The organism is Microcystis sp. MC19 (assembly GCF_003019735.1).
GTDB lineage: Bacteria > Cyanobacteriota > Cyanobacteriia > Cyanobacteriales > Microcystaceae > Microcystis.
This window is the reverse complement of record NZ_CP020664.1, coordinates 2,315,925-2,341,639: the sequence shown is the minus strand read 5'-3', so window position 1 is coordinate 2,341,639 and position 25,715 is coordinate 2,315,925. Positions and strand designations below refer to the sequence as shown.

The window sequence follows — 25,715 nt, the reverse complement described above, 5'->3', positions numbered from 1 at the left end:
ATTAGCCGATGAATATTCGCAGAAATAGGCAATTTTTTCTGATTGGCCTAGTATGTTCCCTAATTATCGCCGTTTTTCTTTCTCCCTTTGCCAGTCCCGATCCCGACGGACTCGATCGAGTGGCGGAAGACTTGCAATTTAGCCAAAAAGAAGACCCCAACGCCCTTGGTAATCAATTACCCTTCGCCCGAATTTTTGATGGTTATGCCCTCAAAGGTGTTCCCCAAGGTGTGGCCACTCCCCTCGCCGGTTTTCTGGGAACTCTTGCCACTTTCGCCATCGCTTGGGGTATCGGTAAATTAGTGATGCCAAAATCCCAAAATCAGGAATAAAGAGATAGGAGTGGGGCATTTAGCTGAAATTTCCCGAAATCCCTAAATCCCTAAATCCCTAAACCCCTAAATCCCTAAACCCCTATATCCCCTTTCTAACTGATAACTGATCACTGATAACTGATCACTGAATAAATGCTACACATTGCCACTTTTTCTCGCCAAAATGAGCGCCAAAATTGCGGTTTTTGGCAGAGACTTGCGCCCCATACCCGGGTTTTAGTGACTCTTTTGTTAGTTTTTGCCACATCGTTAACTCCGAATGGTAGCTGGGAAACTTGGGGGATTTACGGATTAGGATTAATTATTTTAATTCTGATCAGTCGGGTGACTATTCTCGTACTTTTACGAAGAGTAGCGATCGAATTTGTCTTTATTGGTGTGGTTTTATTGGGAACCCTTTTTCGCGATGGCGGCGAAATTCTTTGGTCTTGGGGATTTTTGCGGATAACTAGCGAGGGATTGCTGGTGTTAGGCAGTGTGGCCCTAAAAGCTTTTCTCTGTCTTTGTACGGTTAATATTCTGGTTTTAACCACAGCAATTCCCGACCTGTTACAAGCCTTAGTTACCCTGAAAATGCCCCCTTTATTGGTGGCAATTTTAGCTTCTATGTACCGTTATCTAGCTGTTTTGATCGCTGAATTTAATTCCATGCGAAGGGCAGCAATTGCGCGTAATTTAATGAGTAGTCCCCGATGGCAACGGCTGCTAGTGGGACATATAATCGGCGCTTTATTTATCCGTACCTACGAACGTGGTGATCGCATTTATCAAGCCATGTTATCGAGGGGTTACACTGGTTCCTTGCCTTCTCTACAGCTTCCCCAAAGCAAGCTGAACGATCATCTCGCTATAATTGCCATAGTAATTCTGATCCTCTGGGGTCAAATGGTACATCTACTCAGGTAAAAGTCTCGTTTTTCATGCACCACAACCCGATTTTTATTGAAAACCTAGTTTATACCTATCCTGACGGCACAGAAGCGTTAAAAGGTATTAATTTAGCCATTGAAGCTACGGAAAAGGTGGCTTTGGTTGGGGCCAATGGATCGGGAAAATCCACTCTATTACTGCATTTTAACGGTATTCTCCCGCCGCAAACCGGTAAAATCACCGTCGGTCCTTACCAAGTTAAACCGGAGAATTTAGAAAATATCCGCAATTTTGTCGGTTTAGTCTTCCAAAACCCCGACGATCAGCTATTTATGCCCACTGTCTGGGAAGATGTGACTTTTGGCCCGATGAATCAGGGAATTCGGGGAGAGGATTTAAACCATCGCTGTCATCATGCTTTACACGCGGTGGGATTGGATTCCCAGCATTACGGTAAGAGAAACAGTCAGAATCTATCGGGGGGTGAAAAAAAACGCGTGGCCATTGCGGGGGTTTTAGCCATGTTGCCGCAGGTATTAGTTTTTGATGAACCTAGCGCCCAACTGGATCCCCGGTCCCGTCGGCAATTAATACAACTGTTGGCCACTTTACCCCAAACCCAAGTGATCGCCACCCACGATCTCGATCTGGCTTTAGAACTATGCGATCGCACGGTGGTGTTAAGTCGTGGTCAGGTGGTGGCAGCGGGAGAAACCGCTAAGATTTTAAGTAATCGGGAATTTTTGGAACAACACGACCTGGAAACACCCCTTTGTTATAGTCGTCCCTACTGTGCGATCGCTGATGCCCCCTCTACTGACGTCTGATGCACAATTTGGAGATTTATTATCGGTTTCTTGCATAGAAGAGAAGACAAAAGCGAGAAAGTCTGACATTCTTTAGGATAGGTAGCACGAAAATCGAGGCCATTTCTGACGATGCAAGCTCTGCTAGAAAAAGCTCAGATAGCGTTAAATAAAAAGGACTGGGAGACAGTAAACACCAGCATACAGCGACTTTTAAACCAAAAAGATGCGATTGAACCGATTATTAACGATGAAATCCTCGATTTAGCCCTAGAAGCTTTACAAAAATGCGATTTTCAACAGCGATGGGAGATAGCGAAACTATTTCCCCAAATCGGCCAACCAGCGATCGCTCCTTTAATTGCCCTGTTAGAATCCGAGGAACAAGATGGGGAAATGCGCTGGTTTCTGGCGAGAATTCTCAGTCAATTTGACGATCGAGCCTGTATTCTCGCTCTCAGTCAATTATTGCAAAGATCGGAGGAGGAGGAACTCAGCCAAATGGCTGCGGCCGCTTTAGCCAATATCGGCAGTTCTGCCATCTCTAGTTTAGGACAATTACTGTCCGACTCGAACAGGCGTTTTTTAGCCGTACAAGCTTTATCACAAATTCGCCGGCCGGAAATTATCGAACCGCTTTTAACCGTAGTTAAGGATCAATCTAGTGCCATTCGGTCGATGGCGATCGAAGCTTTAAGCAGTTTTCACCATCCCCAGATTACTGCGATGATCCTCGATGCTTTACAGGATCCGGCCATCGATGTGCGACGGGAAGCAATTAAAGCTAGTAGTTACCTGGGGCCAAATTATCCCCAAGCAGATTTAGTTAACCATCTGCAACCGCTGTTATTCGATATCCACCTGGAGATCTGTCAAGAAACGGCGATCGCTCTCGGTCGTATCGGCACAGCAACCTCAGCCAAAGCTTTAAATCCACTGCTGCAATCTTCCTTAACTCCCGATAGTTTAAAATTAACTGTAGTGCGAGCATTGGGCTGGATCGAGGATGGGGAAGCTTTAAATTACCTAGAAAAGGCTTTATATAGCGAAAATGTCTTGATTTGTCGGGAAATTATCGCTATTCTCGGCCGGCAAACCTCCCAGAAATTACGCCGACAAGCAGGGGAAATTCTCGGTAATTTTTATCACTCCCGTCCGGCGCTCCTCGCTCATGCTGGAGTTAAACAGTCTCTAGCGATCGCTTTAGGAGAATTAGATCGGGACAATAAAAGTATTTTGCTGACTTTAGCAGCCGATGGGGAGGCGATTGTCCGTCTCCATGCTCTCAGCGCCCTAAAAAAGCTAGATCATGGGACTATATAGGGTTGGCTGAAAAACTGGCTCTTCTAGGTTCTGTGTGATAAGTTTAACTTACATAGGATCGATCTTTGTGTCCTCTGTGTCTCTGTGGTTCCTTCCACTCCCTCGCTCTTAAGGAATGTATCTTAGAATACATTTTACCCACCAAATCCAAGAGAGCCAAAAACTTTTTGCCGCAAACCCTAAGTAGGAGAATTGCCAGATCCTGTCTTTTGCACGAGTGCCTGTTGCCTCTTGCCTTCAGAAGCTGATAACTGATAACTGATAACTGATCACTGATCACTGATAACTGATAACTGATAACTGATAACTGATTTAAGGTCTTTGCAGGAAGATTAATTCTTCAACGGGGAGGAAATCATAGTATTGACCTTGATTGGCTAAAACTGCAATTAAATGGAGACGATCATCGGGTTCAATGTGTAATCCTTCCCAGGGGACAGCAATTTCCAAACATTGATTAAAAGAAGCTTTGGCATTACTAGGAACTCGCTGCCAAGTAAAATATTCTTGAGCGACTTCTAGCCAAGTAAATTCCGTGATTAAATTAACCCCTAGATGATGATGATAACCGTAATTGAGGGGCGATCGAGGGGGAATATCTGCTAGGGGAATTGGACTTTGCAGACGATGCACTTCGTCATAATACCAGTATAAATGCACTTCTGCGGGAATTTCTTCTCCTAATTTTGCCCCTGGTTTCCAATCGAAACGCAGATAAAAATTGAGGTGATCCCAACCGAAAAAGAGCTTTTGTACTAAGGAAGTCCGGTGCATTGTACCACTGGTGCCGCCAATTTCGATCCGTCCGGCTTTATCCCAATCCTGTTCGTCACCAAAACCGTCGATAATGGGGTGAATAAAAGCCAGTGGACGATTACCTTGTTTATCCCCGTGTTCTTCCACCGGTTCGAGCAAATAGGAGGGAATTGGCTCATTTAAAGCTTGATAAAGAGCGATCAGGTGTTCGCGGAAAAGTTGGTCAAAAATTGCGTCATGATTGGAGGAATGGCCATAACCAAACCACCAAAACCAATCGGAACCCTCGGCTGCATACAATGCTTCCCACGCATCGGGGTTATTATCTTCCGTCGCTTCCGGGTGATTAGCCAGGGTTTGACGGGCTAAAATTAGATATTCCCAAGCTTTATTTTTAGCGGGATCGCCGATCCAAGTGGTAAAATTGGCATCGATCCAAGAGCCGCTGTGAAGTTGATTGACAGGGATTTTGGCATTAGCGGGAAAGCGATCGAGATATTCGGAGACGGTGACTAATTTGATCGCTTGGTGGTCGCTTAAAAGTTGATAAAGGTTCTCTAGGAAGGGTAAACCGTCTTGATGATAGTTTTCCCAGCAGTTTTCACCATCTAGCGCAATGGTAACTAACCAGGGTTTTTCTAGCGTCGTGGTTTCTGCGTTAGTTTTCAGTTGTTCGGCGATCGCTTCTAGGTGTTTAACTAAGTCTGTAGCGGCCTCGGTTGCTTTCATGCCACTATAGCTAAATCCGATCAGATCCGAGAGACGATGATCGCGGAAAACCATCGATAAATTGCCGTTGCTAGTTTCCAGACGGTAGGGACGATAAAGCAATTCCGGTTCGCTAATATTGCCCTTTTCGTCGCGATGAAAGTAATGTCCCAGGGACGAACCTAACACCCCCTCATCGGAACATAACCACTGAAAACCCTGTTTAGCGACCGCGGGGAGAATCGCAGGACTAACGGATTGTTCCGAGGGCCAAAGTCCTCGAGGATGTTTATCAAAGCGATCGATATAGATTTGCCAAGCTTTCTGGAGATGGCGGGAAATATCTTCAGGATAGTGGAAATATTGGCGAGGAAGGGTCATATTCGGCACTGCCACCCGGCCGGCTTCCGAGTTGGCCAGCAGGGGTAAAATTGGATGGGTGTAGGGACTGGTAATGATTTCTAGTTGTCCGGTTTCCTGCATTAACCGGTGTTGCGGCAAGATACGACGCAGAATTTGACGCTGTTTGGAGATAATTCGCTGGCGATCGCTTAAAGTGAAGTTTTTTCCCTGTTCTAACCAGGCAGCGATTTCCGGGTCACTGTGAAAGATAGGATCGATCCAAGCCAGGTTATGCCAAGCCAAGAGATCGCTATAATCTTGCAGATGCCAATGACTAATACACCAACTATGACCGTTTTCTTGACGCTGTGCGTATAATTGGGCGTAACGGGGGTGCGGATCGATCAGGGTACGATGGTTAGCATCGAAAAAGTGTTCGAGGATAAAGTGTTTTTGTGCCAGGGTTAACTGCGCTTCTGGGGTGACGGTGAGGGCAAGATAGGGGTCTATAGCTAGTCCGTTGACGTAATCCTCTAATTGCAGGATTAAAGAGGGGACAAGGTTGACAGTTTGATGTAATTTGGGAAAACGTTCTAGAATCAGGATTAAATCGAGATAATCTTTCACTCCATGCAGTCGCACCCAGGGTAAGCGATATTGTCCCGAAGCATCGGTGCGAGTTTGACAGGATTTGTAGAGGGGTTGGTGTTGATGCCAAATAAAAGCGACGTAGAGAGGATAGGCCATGATAATACCGAGGAAAAGTGCATACAACAGGCTGTTTAGCCGTTATTTGGATGATAATGGACAATAACGCCCATTATAGATTCTTAAAAGTTGATTTTGGTCACTACCATAATCCTATCAACGGGTTTTGAGAGGGTATCGTCTCTTTGCATTTGTTAAAGGATCCGATTCTCTGGGGGTGATTATTTGCAGTTCAGCAGTAGAATCCCTAATATTATTTTTCTTACTGATTACTGATTACTGATTACTGCTCACTGAAAAACCCCCCATCACCTGATCGACAACATTTTTTAGGATGATAGGATAAGCTGGAATTATCGAAACCGTAGAAATAATAGATAAAATGAGTAATCTCCTCTGGCCGCGTTTTCTCAAGAAAGCTTACCGTCAAGAACCAATAACCAGCTTTATCTTTACCGCAGCGGCAGTAGATGTCATCATCGGGGTTCTAGGACAAAGATGGACACTGCTATCTTTAGGGGCAACGATTATGGCGATCGCTATCCTCACCAGGTGGCAACAGAGCCAAAAAACTGAGGCAATCAACCAAGAAGAAGCAGCAAGATACTATTTACCGCCCCAATCGGGTCAAGTGGCTTTACCAAACCTGAAAAACGAAAAAAATCGACCTTCTTAGCTCAAAAATCTCACCTTGCTTGGCAATCAATCTCCTCAAAGGCTAGAATCTATAGCACGGTTCATTGGTTAATATTCAACTAAATTTATGAAATTCCGATTTACGGGTGGGGAGAAACTTGTCGGGGCAATTGTGGTCAGTGTCTTAACCACGCTGACAATCGGGCAACATCAGCTTAGTCAGGCCCAAAGTCCTATTGCTCCCCCTAAACCCGCGGCTGCAAGTGGCCAAAAAACCCCAGAAACTATCCTAGTAGAAGGTTTAGGCAGACTTACCCTCGCTAAAACCCTAGAAGGGCAACAATCCACCCCTAATGCTGTGATTTTCAGTCCCGATAACCAATTTGTTCTCGCTGGTGGTAGTGATACGGATCCTCTCCTGAGAATTTGGTCGGTAAAAACAGGGCAAAAAGTTTCCCAAACTCGCGCCCAAAGAACCAGCGTCAAAGCTTTAGCTATTAGTCCCAACGAAAGATTATTAGTTAGTAGCGGTTCAGATGGTTCTATTAATTTTTGGAATCTGGTGGAAGGCAAGTATTTAGGAATTGCCCTCGAACACGGCAATACGGTCCTCGCCCTCACCGTTACTCCCGATGGTAAAACGTTAATTAGTGGTGGTTTGGAAGGAATTCGCCTCTGGACAGTGCAACCCCCCCGCCGTCCCCTCTATCGTTTAAATTGGGTGGGTAATTTTGTTTATTCCCTAGGGGTGAAATCCGATGGTTTCACCCTTGCCAGTGGTCATGAAAACGGTGAGGTACATTTTTGGGACATCCGCGAGGGCAAATTTTTGTCAAAATTTGCTGCCCATCCCCAAGCGGTGAGCAAGCTTTTATACAGTCCCGACGGTAAAAATTTAATTACCGGTAGTTTAGACCGCTCGATTAAAATCTGGGATACGAGCAATAATAAGTTATTATTTACCCTCATCGGTCATACGAACCGAATCCGTTCCCTCGCGCTCCATCCTAACGGACAAATTCTCGCTAGTGCCAGTAATGACGGTGTGCGTTTATGGGATGTGACCACGGGTAAACAGTTAGCCTGGTTTGATAATAATTCCGACTGGGTGGAATCCCTAGCTTTTAGTCCCGATGGGCAGTATTTGGCTAGTGGTAATTATGATTTTAAAATTCGCCTCTGGCAATTCGTCCGTTAGGCAAAAATGCCCCCATTTAGCCTTTAACCACTTCTAGAAAAGCTGATTTAGCCGCTGCCTGTTCCGCCGCTTTTTTGCTTCTGCCAGTTCCCACTCCTAATTTCTGCTCATTTAACCACACTTCCGCACAAAAACGCTCTTGATCTAAACCATTGATTTCTTTAACTAAATATTGCGGCAGTTTTTTGTATTTTGCTTGTGTCCACTCCTGCAAGGCATCCTTATAATTCTGTCGGGCCGGATCTCGACGAATTTCGGCCGCTTTTTCCCTTAGTGGTTCATCTAGCCAAGAACGCACTAAAACCATAGTCTGTGTACTAAGATATAATGCCCCCAAAACCGCCTCAAAAGCGTCTGCTAGACGGGAAATTCGCCCCGCTTGGTCAATACTTGTACTACTTGATACCAACAAATAACGCTCGAAACCGTAGCGATCCGCAAATTCCGCCAGAGTGCGATCGCTAACCATCATCGATCGCAGGGCGGCAAATTCTCCCACTAGGGCCTCCGGATAGGTTTCTAACAATACCTCCGCCGCCACCAGTCTTACCACAGAATCGCCCACAAATTCCAATTGTTCATAATTCTGATCACGGGAAATACTGGGATGAGTTAGAGCTAAATCTAATAAATCCCACCTGACGGGGACATCAGCCGATAAACCCAGCTTTTCCACTAGGGTTTTTAATTGTTTTTGGCGACGCGGATCACTTAAGGACATGGGAGCGGGGAGAAGGGGTGTGGGGGAGAGGGGAGAGGGGAGAGAGTGAGTTTCTCTGTTTGTTTTGTAACGTCCTCATACCCAGTTTAAATGCACAACAGCTTATCTCATCTGTAGCGTTATACTCAAAGAAGGATTACCTTTACCAACAGTCTAGAAAAACCTCACAGAGAATTTCTCAACCGTTATCAAAAATACGGCTTTAAAGATGCTAATGAGATAGTGAGAGTGGCTCTAGAGCGATTTCAACTAGAACTAGAGGCTCAGGACTTACAAGAATCAGCAAATCTGTATGCAGCAATTTATCAACAAGATGAAGAATTACAGCAACTTACCGAATCAGCTTTAGTAGGATGGACAGCATAATAAATCTCAAGCGAGGACTGATTATTGAGGTAAATCTAGAGCCAACTACAGGTTCAGAAACTGGGAAAATCAGACCTTGTATTAATCTACCCAATTTTCTAAGGATAAATGAGGAATTTGTCTAAAATGTCGCAGATTTCTGGTTACTAACCTAGCTTGATTAGCTAATGCGATACTAGCAATTAATAGATCGGCTCTGCCAATTTTTTGGATTTTAGAAACACTTCGTAAACGGTCAAATTGATTAGCAGCATCTCCATCAATTAAAATTACAGGAAGTTGATTCAGTAGGACTTCTGAACGACAAAAAAGTTTTTGTGCTTTCAATAAATCACTTCCTGAAAAAGCTTTAAGTAGATAATCTATCCTTCCCTGCAAAATTTCAATCTTGGTGACAATCGCAATGGCGACTTCCTCATCCTGTAAGCTTTCTAACCGATTAATAACGTTAGTATTACCTGCGTGGAGATGAGTTAAAGTATCCGTGTCAAGAATATACATCATCTTCAGTTTCTGAACGTCCTCTAGCTTGGTAAATAGAGTCTCTTAGGTCAGCAAGAGAGCTATCATCCCTTAAAGCACCTGCTTGTTGCAGAAAAACAGTTTTACTCTTTGGGGAAGAGTTAGGAAGGGACGGAGGATTAAAGGCTTTCGTCTCTTGCTCTAATAAAATATCACTGTTTAATTTTTCTGATTTTGGTTTAACTGTCATAATTGCTCCTGATTATTTATTAATATTTTATCATAAATTTATTGCTAACTACAAGAGTCAAAGCTTTATTTTTGGTAATTTTCAAAATTTGGCGAATTAAAGCTTGACAGGATAAGTATTAACTTGCCAATTGCTTGTAGCTACAGGACAAGCTAAACCCAAATTAGTAATATTCCATTGGATAAAAGCATTATCGTTATTTTTCCAAGTAATCTTAACTGTGCCGACACAGTTACCTGCATTTCCAGATAGGTTAAAATTTCCTTGTAGGGTATCTCCAGTTGTACAACCTTCTGTTTGGGGAGCAGGAATCGTAATTGTTCCTGTAAATGGTGGTTTACCATATCCAAAAACAGTTTCAACTAAACTGAGTGTACTACTACCAAAACAAATTTTATTTAAGTTTGCAATTGTAGTTAAATTACTTTGAGAACGCCAAATTAAGCTTGTTTGCTCAGAAGAAGAGGGGATAGTTTCAGTTGGTTTAAGTTTTTCTTGTTGAAGTTGACGCTGTTTTTCAGCTAATTCTTCTTGGTTTTGTTCAAGCTGACGTTGTTTTTCATCTAGCTGTCGTTGCCTTTCCGCTAATTCTTGCTCTTGTTGTTTGGCTTGATTAGTCTGTTCTGATTGAATTTCAGAGATTCTTTCTTCTAATTTTTGTTGTTGTTTTTTAGAGAAGAAAGTCCAGCCAGCTAAGAAAGTAATACCTATTGTTACAGCAGCAATAGTAATTTTTATCCAGTCATTTTTCAGAATCACGTTGCCTTGTTGAGATGAAGGGAAAGAAAGTTCAGTTGGCGTTACTCTCGGCTGTCCCTGTAGCGCCTGTCTCATCATTTGAGCAGTTGTAAATCTTTGATTTGCTTGCGATTTAATAGCTTTATCAATTGCATTGGCTAGAGTTGGACTAACATTTAAAGCATATTGTCGCCAGATAATTTCTCCAGTAAGCGGTTCGGTTTCTAATTCTTCAGGTATTCTCCCTGTTAATAAATAAATTGCTGTTAAACCAAGAGCATATAAATCACTGGAAAAAACTGGTCTTCCTATTGATTGTTCTGGAGGCATGAACCCCGGTGTTCCAATTACAATAGAACTGGTGGAATTACCCCTAGGAGACATCACTGTACCTATTGCTTCTTTAATAGCACCGAAGTCAATTAAAATTGGCATTTGATCGTGGTGACGAATAATAATATTATCTGGTTTAATATCTCGGTGAATAATCCGTTTACTTTGAATATATTCCAATAGGACTAAAAGCTTTAGTAAAATTCTTTTAACAAAGGTTTCTTCTTGTTTTCCTTGGCTCTTAACTAAACTAGATAAAGTCTGTCCCTGAATATATTCTTGAACCAAATAAAACTGTCCCTGATCCTCAAAATAAGCAAACAATGTGGGAATTTGATCATGACTATTTCCTAAATCTTCTAAAATCACTGCTTCTCTTTGAAAGCGCTCTTTGACCAGTTGATAGACCTGTGGGTTATTGTGCATGGGCCGCAGTTGTTTAATTACACAGGTGCGACCTGATGGTAAATGGGTATCTTCCGCAAGAAAGGTATCGCCAAATCCCCCACGGGAGCATCTCACCTTTGCAATAAGTAGAAATGCTTAATGAGATCAATAAAAAAGTTAAAAAAGGCAACCATTTAGATAAGCACAGCGATGACGAAGGACTTGCGGTACATTACAAGATTGCCAACTTGCACCAGTAATTTTAAGACGATGAGCAATTTGTTTAATTTTTGATTCGACGGAGCCAGAGCCAATGGAAATCCCCTCTGCCTGCAAATAACCATAATTGACAATTCGATGTTTATGCTTGTTTAAATAAGTAATAAAATTCTCAACTTGCGGCTCTGACCATCCTTCACAACAAGAGATAGCGGCGTCCACGTCCCCCTTCCATAGAAAACATTTTACCTCCTCAATTCGCTGGAATGACCCGCCAACTTTATAGAGGTTTTCGATTAAATGATACCAATCCAATATTTCAATTCTTTCCTGTTTCTCTCCGATCTCACGAAATAAATTCCAGATACCATCATGTCCATCTCCTAAACAAATTAAAGGCTTGGCCAAAACTTGAGAATTAACCAAATCTAATAAAGCTGAGTTATCTTGAAAAAAAGCCGCTACCCCCAGTTGATGAAAACTCACTGCTTTATAATCACGCCAAATTAAGGCTTTTCCCTTGGCAGTTCTTAGTCGTACCTTACCGCCATCTAGGCTCATTTCTTCCACTTCCACTTCTGGGTTAGACGGTAATTCTTCAAAAGCATATCGATGTACGAGGCGTTGTTGGGTACTGTGAGAAACAGCAATCCCTGTCAATGATTTGATTTTCTGCGCCGATTTTTCGTAGGATTCATCGCCACTTAATAGCAAACAGTTCTTCTCTAACATTGGACTCATCTGAGTCCGAGACTTTATTTCTAATTTTTTCGCTTGTTTTTCTGTAATTGGTAATTCCCCCAAAATACTTTTCACTTTTCTCGTCCGACCGGCAGTTTCTTCTGTGCTTGTTTTGACAAAAAAATACCGATTTCTGGGTTAACATAATGAATCATTAAATCTCTGACTGTCTCCTCTATCTCTCCCAAGTTATTAAATTTCTTAATTTGGGATTGCTCATAGAGACATTGCCCTAACTCTTGACATAACTCTTTAATTCTTTTTTCATTTTCTGATAACATTGAATTATTCCTCCCATCGAGAGCTATTCTGAATTGTAAGTTATAACTATTATAATCTCATTTCTCTTTGTGATCAAGTTGAAGATTTTCTAGTTTTTGACTGCTATAAGTATTAATACTCATTGCATAAGTGAGATGCTCCCTCCCCCACTTGCTAATTGTCGAATAATTCGATAGCGATTAGCCAATAGACTTTGCCTCATTTTTTGAACAGAATGTCAAGTTTTGTTAAGAGATTCAATATTGCTGGTACTTACCCATTGACCAATATTTTAGCCTAAGATCTCCTAAAGAACCAAAAACACCCCAGACTTACTTAAGTGCGACACACCATTATATCTCTAGCTCACGGTAGCGGCGGTCAAGCGATACGGGATTTGATCAATTACCTAACCGTTAGCGGTGCAATCCCCCTCTAAGCTAAGAAGCATTTAAATTGGTAGTTGAGGTTCCAGGGGAGATGGGAGCAGGGAGCGGGGGAGCAGGGGAGAATAAATAAAAATAATCTCCTGAATACTGATTACTGAATACTGAATACTGATAACTGATAAAGGAGAGAGTCAGACATAAGCCGAATTCTGTATTTCCCAACAGCAGTAAAATTGCTTTTACCTTTGTTGGAATAGAGGTTATCTATCTGGGATAATTGTTACCAATTATCTCAAGCGGTTCCTAAGAACGGGACAGGAAAAAGACCAACCTTTGTCCCTCCACCTTGCTCCCCACCGGGGTTTACCGAGCCAGTACCTCTCAATACTGCTGGTGCGCTCTTACCGCACCTTTGCACCCTTACCCCCAATCAGTTATCAGTTATCAGTTATCAGTGGAAAGTTATCAGTGAAAAGTTATTAGTTATCAGTGAATTTACTTTCGTTACTGATCACTGTTTACTGGACGGCTACGCCGTGCCTTTGGCAACACTAAAAAAAGGGGGCGGTATTTTTCTGTGGCACTATCCTCACGCTCGCGCGCACTGGACGTTATCCAGCAAGTGTGGTCTTTCGGGAGTTCGGACTTTCCTCGGAATCATTGATCAAATGATTCCGCAACCTCTAGACCAACTCTCTCCTATTCTCTAGTTTGACATACCAGAGACTCGATCGCTCATATATCCTAGTCAATAATCAGTGATCAGTAAACGGTGAACAGTGAAAAGACAGCAGGAAACTGCTATTTAATACTGCTCGCTTAATAAGTAGTCGTGCAAAATTAATTTCCTAGTGAAGATAGGCAAGAGGCAAGAGGCAAGAGCGGGGTTAGATGTGTGTAATTAATTTTGCTTAGGTACTTACATACTGCTCACTTAAAACTCAAATCTGATAACTGATAACTGCTCAATGTCGATCGCTCTCAACGTTAAGATCAAAGGTAATGGCTATCCGATCCTCTGTCTGCACGGTCATCCCGGTTCGGCAGCCAGTATGTCTGTATTTACCGATCATTTTTGCCAACGCTGGCAAACCCTGGCCCCGGATCTGCGCGGCTACGGTAAAAGTCGTTATCGCCTGGATTTTCAGCTAGAAGAACATCTAGAGGATTTAATCGAGCTGCTCGATCGCCAAAAAATCCCGCAATGTTTAATTCTCGGTTGGTCTTTGGGGGGTATAATCGCACTGGAATTAGTATTGCGGCATCCCGATCGCTTTCCTGGTTTAATTCTAGTGGCCTCGGCTGCGCGGCCTTGGGGTAGTCATCCTCCTATCACCACCACGGATCTGATTTTGACGGGGATGGCGGCAATTCTCAATCAGATCAAACCGGGATGGCGTTGGAATATTGATACTTTTGCTCGTCGTTCCCTGTTTCAGTACCTTTTTTCACAACATCAAGCGATTTCTTATCAATATCTCGCTCAAGATGCTGTTCTTGCCTACTTAGGCACTTCTCCAGCTGCTAATCGCGCTTTAAATCGGGCTTTAAAAAAAGGTTACAATTGTTTAAAATCTCTTGACAAAATCACAATTCCCTGCTTAGTTCTGGCGGGGGCAAATGATCGCCATATTACCAGTGCCTCGAGCCAAGAAACGGCCGAAAAACTGAAACTGTCTGAGTGGAAATGTTACCCAGATACGGCCCATCTGTTCCCCTGGGAAATCCCCGACTTAGTTTTAGGGGACATTGATAATTGGTTAGCGGAGCATTTTAGCGATAAACTGGCAGGGTGAAGTGAAAACTACTGCCGTGGTCAGGGACACTATCCACCCAAATTTGACCGTAGTGGGCGCGAATAATCTTGCGACAGACCGATAAACCGATGCCATAACCTTCTTTACCCTCATCCCGTTTGAGACGCACATGACCCTCAAAAATATGCTCTTGTTTTTCTTCGGGAATGCCGGGGCCAGTATCACTGATGCTCACTTGTACTTTTTGAGTAGTACGATGGAGGACAGAAAGGGTAATTGCGCCGCCGGTGGGGGTATATTTGATGCCATTCTCCAAGAGATTAATAATCACCTGTCGGATTAACTCCTCATCAGCATAGACGGGGGGCAGATCTTGGGGGATATCGCTTTGGAGAATTAAAGTCTTTTCCTGAAAAGTATCGGTAAATTGAGACAAAATTTCCTGACAGAGGGCTTGCAGATAGAATTTACTCTGGTGGAGAGTGAATTGCGCCGCCATGCTCTTAGAAGCTTGCAGAATATCCGTGATCAAACGGTTCATAATCCGGAACTGTTTGCGGGCCTGTTGGTGCAGTTGTTCTCGTAATTGCAGACTGCGCTCAGTATCTGGTTGATGATAGGCTAATTCTAGGGTTTCCACGGCGATGGAAGCGGCGGTGAGAGGACTGCGTAAATCGTGGGCTAACATAGCCAAAATTTGGTCTTTAAATTTTAATTGTTCTAATAATTCTTCCTTTTCTTGTTTGAGACGAAAAACCTCATCGGCGATGCGGATGAGTTCGCCCGAATGTTCTACCTCTTGAAGTTGTGCATCATCAGCGTGATTATTTTTGACCTCCTCTTTAATCGCTTTTTGCCAGCGTACCAACCATTTTTTAAACTGTTCCACCAGATTACTGCCCGCGAGGGTATGGCGGGGGCCGGGGGCAATTTTGACCAAGGCGGGGGTAGCTACAAGGCGAAAATGTTCGACTAAATGAGGTTGCTGGCGAATTTCGATGATTTGTAGGTCAATTGGGTAATCAGACTTTAAAGACTGGAGATAGGCCTGAATTTGACGGATAATTTCTTGAGAACTGGGACGGTCATCAACAAACAGCAAAAGTTGAATCGAGAGAGGCGTTGTCGTCTCTCTCCCTAAAGCAGTCAGTGGCTCGTTAGATGGGAGCATCGGAAAATTAGTAAACCTAGGGATTGACGGGATTGATCGATCGTCGATCGACTTTTATCATATTCTTTATTGTAGAAGCTTAAGATAGTATAAAATCTACTCAACCTAATCTTAAAGTTTTATTCCTTAATTCTAAGAAGAAATCCTATGGCTTTTGGCTATGTTGCCCTAGTTCTCCACGCTCATCTCCCTTTCGTCCGCCATCCCGAAAGCGATTACGTCCTCGAGGAAGAATGGTTATACGAGGCAATCACAGAAACCTACATCCCTCTCCTGCAAGTTTTTGAAGGTCTCCAACGGGATGGTATCGATTTTAAAATGACCATGAGCATGACTCCGCCGTTGGTGTCGATGCTGCGGGATCCGTTACTGCAAGAGCGTTATGAAGAACACTTAGGTAAGTTAGAAGAATTAATTGCTAAAGAAATCGACCACAATCAACACCATGGGCATATTCGCTACTTAGCCGAATATTACGCTCAATCTTTCCAAAGTATCCGACAAACTTGGGAAAAATACGATCGGGATCTGGTCAAGGCATTTAAACAATTCCTCGACAGTAATAACCTAGAAATTATCACCTGTGGTGCGACTCATGGTTATATGCCCCTGATGAAAATGTACCCACAAGCGGTGTGGGCGCAAATTGAGGTGGCCTGTCAACACTACGAGGAAAATTTCGGTCGTCGTCCCAAGGGCATTTGGTTGCCGGAATGTGCCTACTACGAAGGGGTAGAAAGAATGTTAGCCGATGCAGGCATTCGTTATTTCCTCGTCGATGGCCACGGTATTCTCTACGGTCGTCCTCGCCCCCGTTACGGCAGTTACGCGCCCATTTTCACGGAAACCGGGGTGGCCGCTTTCGGTCGTGACCACGAATCTTCCCAACAGGTGTGGTCTTCCCAAGTCGGTTATCCGGGGGATGTGGTCTATCGGGAATTCTATAAAGATCTGGGCTGGGAAGCGGAATACGAGTATATTAAGCCCTATATCATGCCCAACGGTCAACGCAAGAATATAGGCATTAAATACCACAAAATTACTAGCCGGGACGGTGGTTTATCGGAAAAAGGGCTTTATGACCCCTACTGGGCCAAAGAAAAGGCCGCCGAACACGCGGGCAATTTTATGTATAATCGCGAGCGGCAGGTGGAGAGTTTAGCCGGAATTATGGGCCGTCCTCCCCTGGTGGTTTCTCCCTACGATGCCGAGTTATTCGGTCACTGGTGGTATGAGGGACCCTGGTTTATTGATTTTCTGTTCCGCAAGTCTTGGTATGACCAAAATATCTACCAAATGACCCATTTAGCCGATTATCTCCGGGCTAACCCGACTCAGCAGGTCTGTCGTCCTTCCCAATCCAGTTGGGGTTATAAGGGTTTCCATGAATACTGGCTGAATGAAACTAACGCTTGGATCTATCCTCACCTGCACAAAGGCACGGAACGGATGATTGAATTAAGTCATCACGAAGCGGAGGATGAATTGCAGCAACGGGCTTTAAATCAGGCGGCCCGGGAGTTATTATTGGCGCAATCTTCCGATTGGGCGTTTATTATGCGAACCGGTACAATGGTTCCCTATGCTGTCCGGCGCACTCGTTCCCACCTGCTGCGGTTAAATAAAATCTATGAAGATGTGAAATCCGAGAAGATTGATGCTGGTTGGTTGCAAAAAGTCGAGGAAATCGACAATATTTTCCCCAATATTGATTACCGTGTCTATCGACCCCTGTAATCTGGGTGAATAGATAAAGTTGGCTGAATAAATCTAAAAACCTTGTTGGGTAAGACTTTTAGACTTTTTGTCAATCAAAAAGTACCGGATAGGGGAGTGGTCGGGGGGAAAATTCAGGGACTTTTTCCCTGAAAATTAGGTAATTGACCCCCTCAAAATCGGTGAAACCCTACACCCCCCAACCCCCCCGATGTCGGGGGGGTTGGGGGGCCACACCCTGCCCCCACCAACAAACTTTTTGCCGCAAACCCTAGTTAACGCCTCCCTGATTTTTTAGGGCTGCGCAGCCAGTTCTGAAGCTAATTTGGCCAGAATTTGGGGTTTGAGTTGCTCGAGTTTCCGTTTTAACATCCGCTTGCTAATTTGCGGGTTGCCAACCTGGGCCAATTGACCATCTGTCACCCATTGCTGCAAAATTTGGCATTGATTGGGGAGAATATTAGCGGTGATCACATTTTCACAGATCGGGCTGCCTTCGAGGGGGAAAAATAAAATCCAGTATTGACCGGTTTCGGCGAGGGTTTTGGTAATTTTTTGACCCTGGGGGGTTTTTAAGTCCAAATAACAGGACAACCAGCGAGGCCCCCATTGACGATGATAGAGGACAGTAATCCAGAGAATCATCGGGTGGGGTGCGGGCAAAAAGAGGAATTGATTATAACGGACACTAGCAACCCGGACAGCGATATCCTCTCGATCCAACATTACCCATAAACTGGCAAAAACGCCGTCAGCAGCCTGGAGACAGCGTGGGAAGACGATTTTTTGGCGGGGTTTGTCCTGGGGCCAACTGGACTTGAGACAGATATCCTTGGCATTAGCGGCAGCAACAATGGTTTGATTTAAATCATTAAGGGTTTTGATTTTGGTGCTGTAATCGTCGGTTTTTTTGACTATTTCATTTTTGACTAGGGATTCGAGTCCTTCGAGAAGTTGTAGTATATCTGTAACACTTTCTGGGCGATCGCTGGGTGCTTTGGCCAGGCAGCGCAGGATTAACTGTTCTAATTCTGGCGGTAATTGCAAGCTAGGATTAAAGGGACGGGGTTCGGCGTAGTGGTGAACCTCATACCAACTGCCAAAGGAGGAATTATCGGGAAAAAGGGGCGTTTCTCCCGTGATCATCTCGTACATCATAATCCCAAAACTGTAGATATCGGAACGATGATCGAGTTCTTTACCTTCCATCTGTTCCGGGGAACAATAGGCTAAGGTTCCCATAAAAGATTGGGTTTCCGATTCTCCCGATTGGATGAGTTTAGCGATGCCAAAATCGAGAATTTTCACCAATTCCCCTAATCCTGAGTCCTGAATCACAAGAATATTGCTTGGTTTGATGTCCCGGTGAATAATCGGACACATCTCGCCTTGGAAGATAATACCCTTATGGGCGCATTCCAGGCCGAAACCAATCTGACGGGCGAGATTGAGGAAGCGAGAGAGAGGCAGCGGGTGATATTTGATGATTTCACCCATGCTTTCCCCCTGCAAAAACTCCATGACGTAGAAGGGGACATCCTTTTCATCTACACCATAATCACGAACTTTAACAATATGAATACTTTTTTCGCCTAAAAGTGCCGAAATAGTTGCCTCTCGCTCGAAACGCTCGCGCATTCTTTTGTTGAGGAGAGTTTGCGAGAGGAATTTCACGGCGACGGTTACGCCACCCAATAGTTTATCTTCTGCTCGATATACTTGTCCCATGGCACCGCTACCGATCAACTCGACCAGTTGGTATCGATTGGCAAGTAAGCGCCGATGTCTAGATTCTGCCGACATAGCTAGGCTACCGTTTTAATTTATAGTGAGTCTGATGGAGAGAGTTTTTTTAAGAACCGCTGCAATCCCTATGTGATCGAGAGGACTTAATCTTAGAATGCCCTTTTTTTAGGCTAAAAGCATGGTTGTTAACATATATTTTCAGGCATTTTTAGTCATTGTCTCTCCCATACTTAATTTTTGGGGGTTGAAAAAAAAGAAAAAACTAAGTATAAAGTAGCATAAAATCTCTAAATAGACAATTTAATTGCTTATTATTCCTTCTTAATTCTCCTAACTACTGACTCCTGCCTGCTGACTCCTAAACAACCACCACAGACAAATCCCTAACCCCTGTAAAAGTTTTTTGCCGAAAGTGACCGATCTGCGTAATAATTCTTTAATAAAGATTTGTAAACTTGAAAATGATTATCCTTTCGCAGTGCTAGAGATTTAATGAGACGACTAATTGCGATCGAAAAAGCTCTGCTCATCGGTCATATTGTATCGATGGCTTTTGGACTAGCGGGATTGTTGCTAGTCTTGCCTCATCCCGAATTTGTGGCCAATTTACCGGATTTTGGCAAAACCGCCTTTGCTTGGTCAATGGCCGGGGGGGGTGTGGTGTATATGGTGTTAGGAATGGCAGCGGTGGCTGTTTATGCCTATCGGACTCTAGGAGTGTGGCACTGGTTAGGATTCATGGTTCCCGCTATCAGTTTATCCCTTTGTAGCGAACTATTAGGAACCAGTACCGGCTTTCCTTTCGGTCATTATCGTTATCTTTCGGGCCTAGGTTACAAAATTGCGGGTTTAGTACCCTTTACTATCCCCCTATCTTGGTTTTATCTCGGTTTTAGTGCCTATATCATCGCTCGTGTTGGTTTATCCACTCTTGCTATACCCCAGTGGCTACAAAATCTAGGATCGATCGCTATCGGGGCGGTATTATTAACTTCCTGGGATTTTGTCCTAGATCCGGCCATGAGTCAAACTACCATGCCCTTCTGGATTTGGGAACAACCGGGGGCCTTCTTTGGGATGCCCTATGAAAATTTTGCCGGTTGGTTCGGTACGGGCTGTGTTTTTATGACGGTAGCCACTTTAATCTGGCAAGTGCAACCGGTGAAACTGCCAAGTCAAGATTTAACCCTGCCTTTTGTGATGTATTTGGGTAATTTTGGCTTTGCTACGGTCATGAGTATCGGTGCTGGTATTTATCCGCCGATTTTCTTAGGATTACTCACCGGTATTCTGCCTTTAACACTCCTCTATAATCGCGCCAAGGCTGTTGCTTCCGGGCAAACAGTGGCAACCAGCGAAGTAACAACCCTAAAAATCCCCGTTGTTTCGGTGAGAGGAGCCAAATAAGTTGTTAACTGAGATAATTCTCGGTGCATTCTGCCTGGGGCTACTGCTGTCTCAGGCTGTTGCCTTTTTTATCCTTCTTTCCCGTCTGCTAAAAGGGGCGCGTCGTCGTCCTCCCCTGACTCCCCAACCTCCCACCCCGGAGATGTTAGGGACAGTAAGCGTGATTGTGCCGACGTTAAACGAAGTGGCCAGGATTGACGGTTGTTTACAGGGATTGAGTCAACAGAGTTACGAAGTGCGAGAAATTCTGATTGTCGATAGCAATTCCCAAGATGGTACGCGGGAAAAAGTCAAAGAGATAGCGGCAAAAGACCCCCGCTTTCGCTTGAAAACCGATTATGCTTTGCCTCCCGATTGGGTAGGTCGTCCCTGGGCGTTACACAATGGTTTTTTGTTTAGTTCTCCTAAAAGTGACTGGATTTTGGGCATTGATGCCGATACGCAACCCCAAGCAAATTTAGTGGCTAGTTTAGTCAAAGCTGCGATCGCAGAAGGTTACGATTTAGTTTCCCTGTCGCCGCAATTTATCCTCTCCTATCCGGGAGAATGGTGGTTACAGCCAGCTTTATTGATGACTTTGCTCTATCGCTTTGATGCGGCCGGAGTGCGCGGGCAAGATCCCCAACGAGTCATGGCCAATGGTCAATGTTTTCTCTGCCGGCGGTCAGTTTTAGCGGCTTTAGACGGTTATAGCGGGGCAAAAGGTTCTTTTTGCGATGATGTCACCCTGGCCCGTCTAGCGGCAACGAAAGGCTATCGGGTGGGATTTCTCGATGGGGCGAAGTTGATTCGCGTGCGGATGTACGAAGGACTTAAGGAAACTTGGCGCGAATGGGGCAGATCTCTTGACCTCAAAGATGCCTCCTATCAGGGGCAATTATGGGGCGATTTAGCTTTATTAGCTCTTACTCAGGGATTACCGATAATTATCACCCCTTTACTGCTCACAGCTTTGATTTTTGGCTACAATTTCCTGAGTTTAAAAATTGTCTTGACTTTAAACCTGCTGCTGTTATTGATTCGTTTTGCCCTTTTATTGGCTGTCTCTCCTAGTTACTATCGGGGCGAAAAAGTCAATCTATCTTCGGGATTATTTTGGCTATCTCCCCTCGCGGATCCGCTGGCAGTTATCCGCATTTTTATCTCTGCTTTTACCCGTCCCCAAAGTTGGCGCGGTCGAGTGTATTAAAAATATGGCTCTCTTAGGTTTGGTGGGTAAAATGGATTCTAAGATACAGTCCTGTTGGCGAGGGAGTGGAAGGAACCACAAAGACACAGAGGACACAAAGATCGATCCTATGTAAGTTAAACTGATCACACAGAACCTAGAAGAGCCGATAAATTAGGCTTTTAGTCATCACCTAAAATCATGGCTTCGACTTCCTGTTTAGCTTTTTCTAGGTCGTCTTTGGCTTGTTGTTGGAGTTGTTTGGCTTGATTACGAATTGCCGTGATATGCTCACTAATTTCGATTTGTTTTTCAAGAGGAGGGATAGGGACAAGGATATGCTGTATATCTTTGGGGTAGATATGCGATGTCTGACCCGTTTTTTCTCGATTTAGCAAGTCTTTATACAATTTAGTTTTCAACAAAGAAAAAAGATACATTGAATGACATCTATTGGGATCGACTCTCACGCAAATTAATTCACCAACAAATGAGGTGCTGTCTATGGGTTTACTATCAAGATATTTTATAGAGCGGCCTACATAATGAGCTTGATGGGCTGCGGATAAAATAAAAATATCAAATTTTTTAGCTTGTAAGTTTTTCTGGGATTTTGTAAAATCTACTTTATCTAGTGCAATAAAATCACCGTTATAACTACCTGCTTTGATGATAGGATATAGCGTTGTTTCCTCAGCGTATTCTGAACTTGCTGGAGTATGACCATTTTTTATTAAAGTTGTCACTTCTCTCATTTTTTCTACATTAAAGGAACTTGACAAAATCACATTCTCAAGATTTTTAAAATAACGTTGAAAATAATCTGGATCAAACCTATCGCCTGATACTTCGCTTAAGTTACGGATAAAAATACGGCTTTTAATGGTGTTTTCTTCGGGTTCGGGTAACTCAATCCCCAACTCCCCTAACAGATAATCATCAATACTTTCAAGTAATTGCTGTGCTTCTAATTCTTTTTGTTTTTTAGCCGCATAAGCATCATCCATTTGTGAAATAATTATTTTTTGAATATTCAAATTTGGAACAGGTATATTGATTTTACTTAAGTTGTAAGGACTAATATGTTTATTTGTCGCTCCTGTTAAACTTCTTTGCATAATTTTTTGACCAATTACCAAAGAAAAAAAGCATTGAATGTACTTAGGTTCTACAGAATTTTCAAGTCTTATTAACAAGGTATCTGCTCCAATGACTATATTTGGAAGTTCTACATCAATTGTTGCAGTATCTCCAGCATTAACACCAGATCGAACAACTAAAACATCTCCAATACGGGGAAAAATTTCAGTAGAAGATAATATTGAAGAATCAAGAAAAACAGGACTATTGCTAATATCTATTCCATCTGGTCTTATATTTTGAGACCTTAATAACTGTATGCCTCGATCTACATAAATTCTTTTATGCTCAGGTGGATGTATTATACATTTTGAAATATTATTCAACTTTTTAGTTTCATAAATATAATTAATTCCTCTCAAGGAAGGAAGGTAATAAGTTGGATCAAGTCTTTCATCTATCTCGACTAAATTAACTAAAAATATTTTATCTTTATCCACATCAAGACCTAAAAAAAAACCATCCTTTCCTGACTCTATCGACTCAATAAACCGGGCAAGCTCCCGACCAATAAAATCTAACTCATTATTATTAGTCGGTTTACCCGTTGCATCATAACCAATATCTTCGGCAATTGCCATAAAAATCGGATAATCTTCGATTACCTTTTGCTTTTCCTCCGCATACTGATCACTCAAAGACTCCTTTAACGCCTCAATTTGGTCATTATATTCCGCCGTGACCGACTTTTTCCACTCCTTATAAAGCTCAGAATCCGTCAACGCTTTACCAGACAAATTTTGAGCATTATCAAAACCTCGTAACTCCTTTAAATGCCGCTTCTTATTATTTTCAATCTTATCCAATAACTTTAAATAATCATTGCCTTGCTTAATTTGATCCTGTAAAGTCAGTTTAGCCTGTTGAATACTTTCCGTTACTGCTTGCGAATGCTTCTTCAAAAATAAAACCGAACTTTTAACCCCCGCTCCCGTTGCCGAAAAAGCCGTCTGAGGCATCGAAACCACAGCCACAATGCGATATTTTTCCTCGATTCCCTCCCTGACATACTGCAAACTTGAATTAGTCAAAATACCATCAGGAACCACCATCGCTAAATAGCCACCTTCCTTTAAAAAACGATGACATTGCTCAAGAAATAAAACTTCTGTACTTTGGCTATCCCGCTCCGTTGTTCTACTTTTAGGATTTAACCAATCTACCGCCTTCATCGCAAAGCTATATTGGGATATATAAGCCTGTTCCGTTTGTTTAATAACCGAACCAAAAGGCGGATTAGTAATAACAAAATCAAAGCGATTATATGTAAAGCCTTTATTTTCTGTCCGTTTAATTAAATCTTCACTATCGCGTAAACCATCCGCCGCAATTACATTGGTATGACCATCATCATGGATAATCATATTCATTTTGGCAACCCGGGCAATCTGTTCATTAATTTCAATGCCAAACAAATTACTCTGAGCAAAATTATGCCAATGCTGATAATGTTTGTTATATTCTTTCGGATCCGTTTTATAATTGGGATAGTATTCATTGGCCTCCCTACGAACCTTCTCTAACGCATGAAGCAGAAAACCACCGCTTCCACAAGATGTGTCTAAAACTAAAGAATTGTGCTGGATGGGTAGCACATCCACAATAAACTTAACAATTGGTCGAGGTGTAAAATACTGCCCAAAATCTCCGCGAAAAAATGACCCCATAAACGTCTCAAAAGCGCGACCCTTACTATCTAAGTCTGTTTCGCCTAAATTAATACTTTCTAAATAACCCACCACCGTCCGCAACTTCTCTGGACTTAAGCGAATATCATCTTTAAAAACTTCTGCATCTGCTCGACGGCCTTCTTCATATAAAGCCTTAATGCGCTCACTTAATTGCTTATTTTCCCGTTGTTTTCTTTCCTCCTCTTTTTCATTAGCTTTAGGTGCAACACTAAAGATCTGAAAATCGTAGGGTTCCCCTACCTTGCGAGCTTTCTTTTCATCCCAAATTTTACAAAAAATTAGCTTATCTAACTCGTCAAAAGCTTCCGAGGGATTCAACTCTCCCCCTCCCCATAAGGATTGATGAGCCTGCTTAAAACGACGGGTTAACTCATCCTCTGTAACTACTGTTAACTCAAATAACTTTTGTCCATTAGAAATACCACCACCTTTAGCATATTTAAAACGCGCTAATGTTTCCACTCCCGATTGTGGAATATCCGTGATAGTAATTCTTTCCTTTGGCTTTTCTGTTGGTACTTGATAATATTCATCTTTAATACCGGAAGTTATCCAAACATATTTCGCTCCTTCCGCCACCGCATAACTAAAACCCTGCTCTACTGCCTGAGTAAATTCTAATTCTGAAACCTCTTGTTTTTTACATTCAACAACGATATGAGGCGATTTATGCCCATCATCATTATAAACAATAATATCCGCTTCTTTGGTCGATGATCCCATTGCTACGGGAACAAATAACCGAATCCGCTTTTGATCATAACCATAGGTCAAAACTAATTTTAAAAAAGTCTCAGCTTGTACCTGTTCTTCATGATTGCTATAATTTCGCTTTTTATTTTGATTAATATATGTAATATATTTCTGCTCATCATCTAACTTAATTAAGCCTTTTTTTATTCCTTCTTGAATTAAACTCATAAGCGTGTGATGGCCGATTCATTGACTGAGATAAAAAAATTATAATATTAACCGGGCATTTCAGGCAACCTACTGTTTAGCCCGTTAAAACCGGGGAATATAATTAAAAAGATGACGCATGACCACAAACTCCCAACAAATAACCCTGACGCTCCACCGTCCTCACCTGAGCTTGTCAACCCTTTAAGGAAAAATCAGGATTCCAACCCGCATATAACCCACATTCCGCACCCTCAACTGTCACAGATCAAAAAAGCCATTAAAGTAGTACATAATAACTAAAATTAATTCAAAGGTTAAAAGGGTTAATGAGAATATATAGCATTAAAAGGGGTATGGAGCGAGAAAGAGAAAATTCAAGAGAAAAAAATAATTGTTCAGAAAACAAGAAATAATTGATTACAATAAGTAGTCGTGCAAAATTAATTTCCTAGTGAAGATAGGCAAGA

Annotated in this window: 20 protein-coding genes and 1 other RNA gene; 11 read left to right on the top strand and 10 right to left on the bottom strand. The window is 42.8% G+C overall.

The window, feature by feature from the left end; genetic code table 11:
• Window positions 1-8: 8 nt before the first annotated feature.
• From B5D77_RS11845 to B5D77_RS11830, 4 genes are all read left to right on the top strand, one after another.
• On the top strand, window positions 9-332 hold the full coding sequence (locus tag B5D77_RS11845; RefSeq protein WP_106908879.1) for a PDGLE domain-containing protein: 324 nt from the start codon (window positions 9-11) through the stop codon (window positions 330-332).
• 135 nt (window positions 333-467) lie between these two features.
• Window positions 468-1,241: a cobalt ECF transporter T component CbiQ gene (cbiQ, locus tag B5D77_RS11840; RefSeq protein ID WP_106908878.1), complete on the top strand. Its 774-nt coding sequence runs from the start codon at window positions 468-470 to the stop codon at window positions 1,239-1,241.
• Window positions 1,242-1,255: 14 nt separating this feature from the next.
• Entirely contained in the window at window positions 1,256-2,032 is a 777-nt protein-coding gene (locus B5D77_RS11835; protein ID WP_008207077.1) for an energy-coupling factor ABC transporter ATP-binding protein, read from the top strand.
• Between the two features lie 111 nt (window positions 2,033-2,143).
• Window positions 2,144-3,334, top strand: a complete 1,191-nt coding sequence (locus B5D77_RS11830; RefSeq protein WP_008207076.1) for a HEAT repeat domain-containing protein — start codon at window positions 2,144-2,146, stop codon at window positions 3,332-3,334.
• A gap of 312 nt (window positions 3,335-3,646) precedes the next feature.
• On the opposite strand, the gene B5D77_RS11825 is transcribed toward B5D77_RS11830, so the two are convergent.
• Window positions 3,647-5,887: a glycoside hydrolase gene (locus tag B5D77_RS11825; RefSeq protein WP_106908877.1), complete on the bottom strand. Its 2,241-nt coding sequence runs from the start codon at window positions 5,885-5,887 to the stop codon at window positions 3,647-3,649.
• 343 nt (window positions 5,888-6,230) lie between these two features.
• Between B5D77_RS11825 and B5D77_RS11820 the strand changes: the two genes are divergently transcribed.
• Window positions 6,231-6,524: a hypothetical protein gene (locus B5D77_RS11820; protein WP_008207074.1), complete on the top strand. Its 294-nt coding sequence runs from the start codon at window positions 6,231-6,233 to the stop codon at window positions 6,522-6,524.
• Between the two features lie 87 nt (window positions 6,525-6,611).
• Window positions 6,612-7,682 carry a WD40 repeat domain-containing protein gene (locus tag B5D77_RS11815; protein ID WP_008207073.1) on the top strand — a complete coding sequence of 357 codons (1,071 nt, stop codon included), beginning with the start codon at window positions 6,612-6,614 and terminating at the stop codon, window positions 7,680-7,682.
• A 16-nt stretch (window positions 7,683-7,698) separates the two neighbouring features.
• Here B5D77_RS11815 and rnc read toward each other — a convergent pair whose 3' ends face one another.
• The gene (gene rnc / locus B5D77_RS11810; protein ID WP_008207072.1) at window positions 7,699-8,403 is read right to left on the bottom strand and encodes a ribonuclease III; all 705 of its coding nucleotides are present in this window, start codon (window positions 8,401-8,403) and stop codon (window positions 7,699-7,701) included.
• A 228-nt stretch (window positions 8,404-8,631) separates the two neighbouring features.
• Between rnc and B5D77_RS26260 the strand changes: the two genes are divergently transcribed.
• Window positions 8,632-8,769: a hypothetical protein gene (locus B5D77_RS26260; RefSeq protein WP_002792709.1), complete on the top strand. Its 138-nt coding sequence runs from the start codon at window positions 8,632-8,634 to the stop codon at window positions 8,767-8,769.
• Window positions 8,770-8,850: 81 nt separating this feature from the next.
• On the opposite strand, the gene B5D77_RS11800 is transcribed toward B5D77_RS26260, so the two are convergent.
• The 5 genes from B5D77_RS11800 to rnpB all read right to left on the bottom strand — a co-directional run bounded on the left by B5D77_RS11800 (window position 8,851) and on the right by rnpB (window position 13,245).
• Complete coding sequence (locus B5D77_RS11800; RefSeq protein ID WP_008207071.1) at window positions 8,851-9,273, bottom strand: type II toxin-antitoxin system VapC family toxin; 423 nt, start codon at window positions 9,271-9,273, stop codon at window positions 8,851-8,853.
• Complete coding sequence (locus tag B5D77_RS11795) at window positions 9,257-9,481, bottom strand: hypothetical protein (RefSeq protein ID WP_002792717.1); 225 nt, start codon at window positions 9,479-9,481, stop codon at window positions 9,257-9,259. Before B5D77_RS11795 ends, B5D77_RS11800 begins: the two co-directional genes overlap by 17 nt.
• Before the next feature lie 96 nt (window positions 9,482-9,577).
• The gene (locus B5D77_RS11790) at window positions 9,578-11,074 is read right to left on the bottom strand and encodes a protein kinase (RefSeq protein WP_254053073.1); all 1,497 of its coding nucleotides are present in this window, start codon (window positions 11,072-11,074) and stop codon (window positions 9,578-9,580) included.
• Window positions 11,075-11,116: 42 nt separating this feature from the next.
• A protein-coding gene (locus B5D77_RS11785; RefSeq protein WP_106908108.1) for an ISKra4 family transposase occupies window positions 11,117-12,180 on the bottom strand; the annotation gives its coding sequence in 2 pieces (ribosomal slippage) (window positions 11,117-12,024 and window positions 12,024-12,180; 1,065 coding nt in all).
• Window positions 12,181-12,732: 552 nt separating this feature from the next.
• Window positions 12,733-13,245: RNase P RNA component class A (gene rnpB / locus B5D77_RS11780), an RNA gene on the bottom strand.
• A 272-nt stretch (window positions 13,246-13,517) separates the two neighbouring features.
• Here rnpB and B5D77_RS11775 point away from each other — a divergent pair.
• On the top strand, window positions 13,518-14,345 hold the full coding sequence (locus B5D77_RS11775) for an alpha/beta fold hydrolase (RefSeq protein WP_008207069.1): 828 nt from the start codon (window positions 13,518-13,520) through the stop codon (window positions 14,343-14,345).
• Here the strand turns inward: B5D77_RS11775 and B5D77_RS11770 are convergent.
• Window positions 14,323-15,477 carry a histidine kinase gene (locus B5D77_RS11770; protein ID WP_008207068.1) on the bottom strand — a complete coding sequence of 385 codons (1,155 nt, stop codon included), beginning with the start codon at window positions 15,475-15,477 and terminating at the stop codon, window positions 14,323-14,325. The two genes, B5D77_RS11775 and B5D77_RS11770, sit on opposite strands and share 23 nt — an antisense overlap.
• 147 nt (window positions 15,478-15,624) lie before the next feature.
• Between B5D77_RS11770 and B5D77_RS11765 the strand changes: the two genes are divergently transcribed.
• Complete coding sequence (locus B5D77_RS11765) at window positions 15,625-17,214, top strand: glycoside hydrolase family 57 protein (protein ID WP_008207066.1); 1,590 nt, start codon at window positions 15,625-15,627, stop codon at window positions 17,212-17,214.
• Window positions 17,215-17,487: 273 nt separating this feature from the next.
• On the opposite strand, the gene B5D77_RS11760 is transcribed toward B5D77_RS11765, so the two are convergent.
• The gene (locus tag B5D77_RS11760; protein WP_106908875.1) at window positions 17,488-18,996 is read right to left on the bottom strand and encodes a serine/threonine-protein kinase; all 1,509 of its coding nucleotides are present in this window, start codon (window positions 18,994-18,996) and stop codon (window positions 17,488-17,490) included.
• Window positions 18,997-19,431: 435 nt separating this feature from the next.
• Here B5D77_RS11760 and cruF point away from each other — a divergent pair, with 435 nt between their 5' ends.
• Both cruF and cruG read left to right on the top strand, forming a co-directional pair.
• Window positions 19,432-20,346, top strand: coding sequence for a gamma-carotene 1'-hydroxylase CruF (gene cruF, locus B5D77_RS11755; protein ID WP_008207062.1), 915 nt, complete (start codon window positions 19,432-19,434; stop codon window positions 20,344-20,346).
• A gap of 1 nt (window position 20,347) precedes the next feature.
• Window positions 20,348-21,535, top strand: coding sequence for a 2'-O-glycosyltransferase CruG (gene cruG / locus B5D77_RS11750; protein WP_008207061.1), 1,188 nt, complete (start codon window positions 20,348-20,350; stop codon window positions 21,533-21,535).
• 161 nt (window positions 21,536-21,696) lie between these two features.
• Here the strand turns inward: cruG and B5D77_RS11740 are convergent, their stop codons facing one another.
• Complete coding sequence (locus B5D77_RS11740) at window positions 21,697-25,266, bottom strand: N-6 DNA methylase (RefSeq protein WP_106908874.1); 3,570 nt, start codon at window positions 25,264-25,266, stop codon at window positions 21,697-21,699.
• Window positions 25,267-25,715: the final 449 nt, after the last annotated feature.

Coding starts and splice junctions, on each gene's coding strand:
- B5D77_RS11845 (WP_106908879.1), top strand. CDS start 9: ATGAATATTCGCAGAAATAGGCAATTTTTTCTGATTGGCCTAGTATGT.
- cbiQ (WP_106908878.1), top strand. CDS start 468: ATGCTACACATTGCCACTTTTTCTCGCCAAAATGAGCGCCAAAATTGC.
- B5D77_RS11835 (WP_008207077.1), top strand. CDS start 1,256: ATGCACCACAACCCGATTTTTATTGAAAACCTAGTTTATACCTATCCT.
- B5D77_RS11830 (WP_008207076.1), top strand. CDS start 2,144: ATGCAAGCTCTGCTAGAAAAAGCTCAGATAGCGTTAAATAAAAAGGAC.
- B5D77_RS11825 (WP_106908877.1), bottom strand. CDS start 5,887: ATGGCCTATCCTCTCTACGTCGCTTTTATTTGGCATCAACACCAACCC.
- B5D77_RS11820 (WP_008207074.1), top strand. CDS start 6,231: ATGAGTAATCTCCTCTGGCCGCGTTTTCTCAAGAAAGCTTACCGTCAA.
- B5D77_RS11815 (WP_008207073.1), top strand. CDS start 6,612: ATGAAATTCCGATTTACGGGTGGGGAGAAACTTGTCGGGGCAATTGTG.
- rnc (WP_008207072.1), bottom strand. CDS start 8,403: ATGTCCTTAAGTGATCCGCGTCGCCAAAAACAATTAAAAACCCTAGTG.
- B5D77_RS11800 (WP_008207071.1), bottom strand. CDS start 9,273: ATGATGTATATTCTTGACACGGATACTTTAACTCATCTCCACGCAGGT.
- B5D77_RS11795 (WP_002792717.1), bottom strand. CDS start 9,481: ATGACAGTTAAACCAAAATCAGAAAAATTAAACAGTGATATTTTATTA.
- B5D77_RS11775 (WP_008207069.1), top strand. CDS start 13,518: ATGTCGATCGCTCTCAACGTTAAGATCAAAGGTAATGGCTATCCGATC.
- B5D77_RS11770 (WP_008207068.1), bottom strand. CDS start 15,477: ATGCTCCCATCTAACGAGCCACTGACTGCTTTAGGGAGAGAGACGACA.
- B5D77_RS11765 (WP_008207066.1), top strand. CDS start 15,625: ATGGCTTTTGGCTATGTTGCCCTAGTTCTCCACGCTCATCTCCCTTTC.
- B5D77_RS11760 (WP_106908875.1), bottom strand. CDS start 18,996: ATGTCGGCAGAATCTAGACATCGGCGCTTACTTGCCAATCGATACCAA.
- cruF (WP_008207062.1), top strand. CDS start 19,432: ATGAGACGACTAATTGCGATCGAAAAAGCTCTGCTCATCGGTCATATT.
- B5D77_RS11740 (WP_106908874.1), bottom strand. CDS start 25,266: ATGAGTTTAATTCAAGAAGGAATAAAAAAAGGCTTAATTAAGTTAGAT.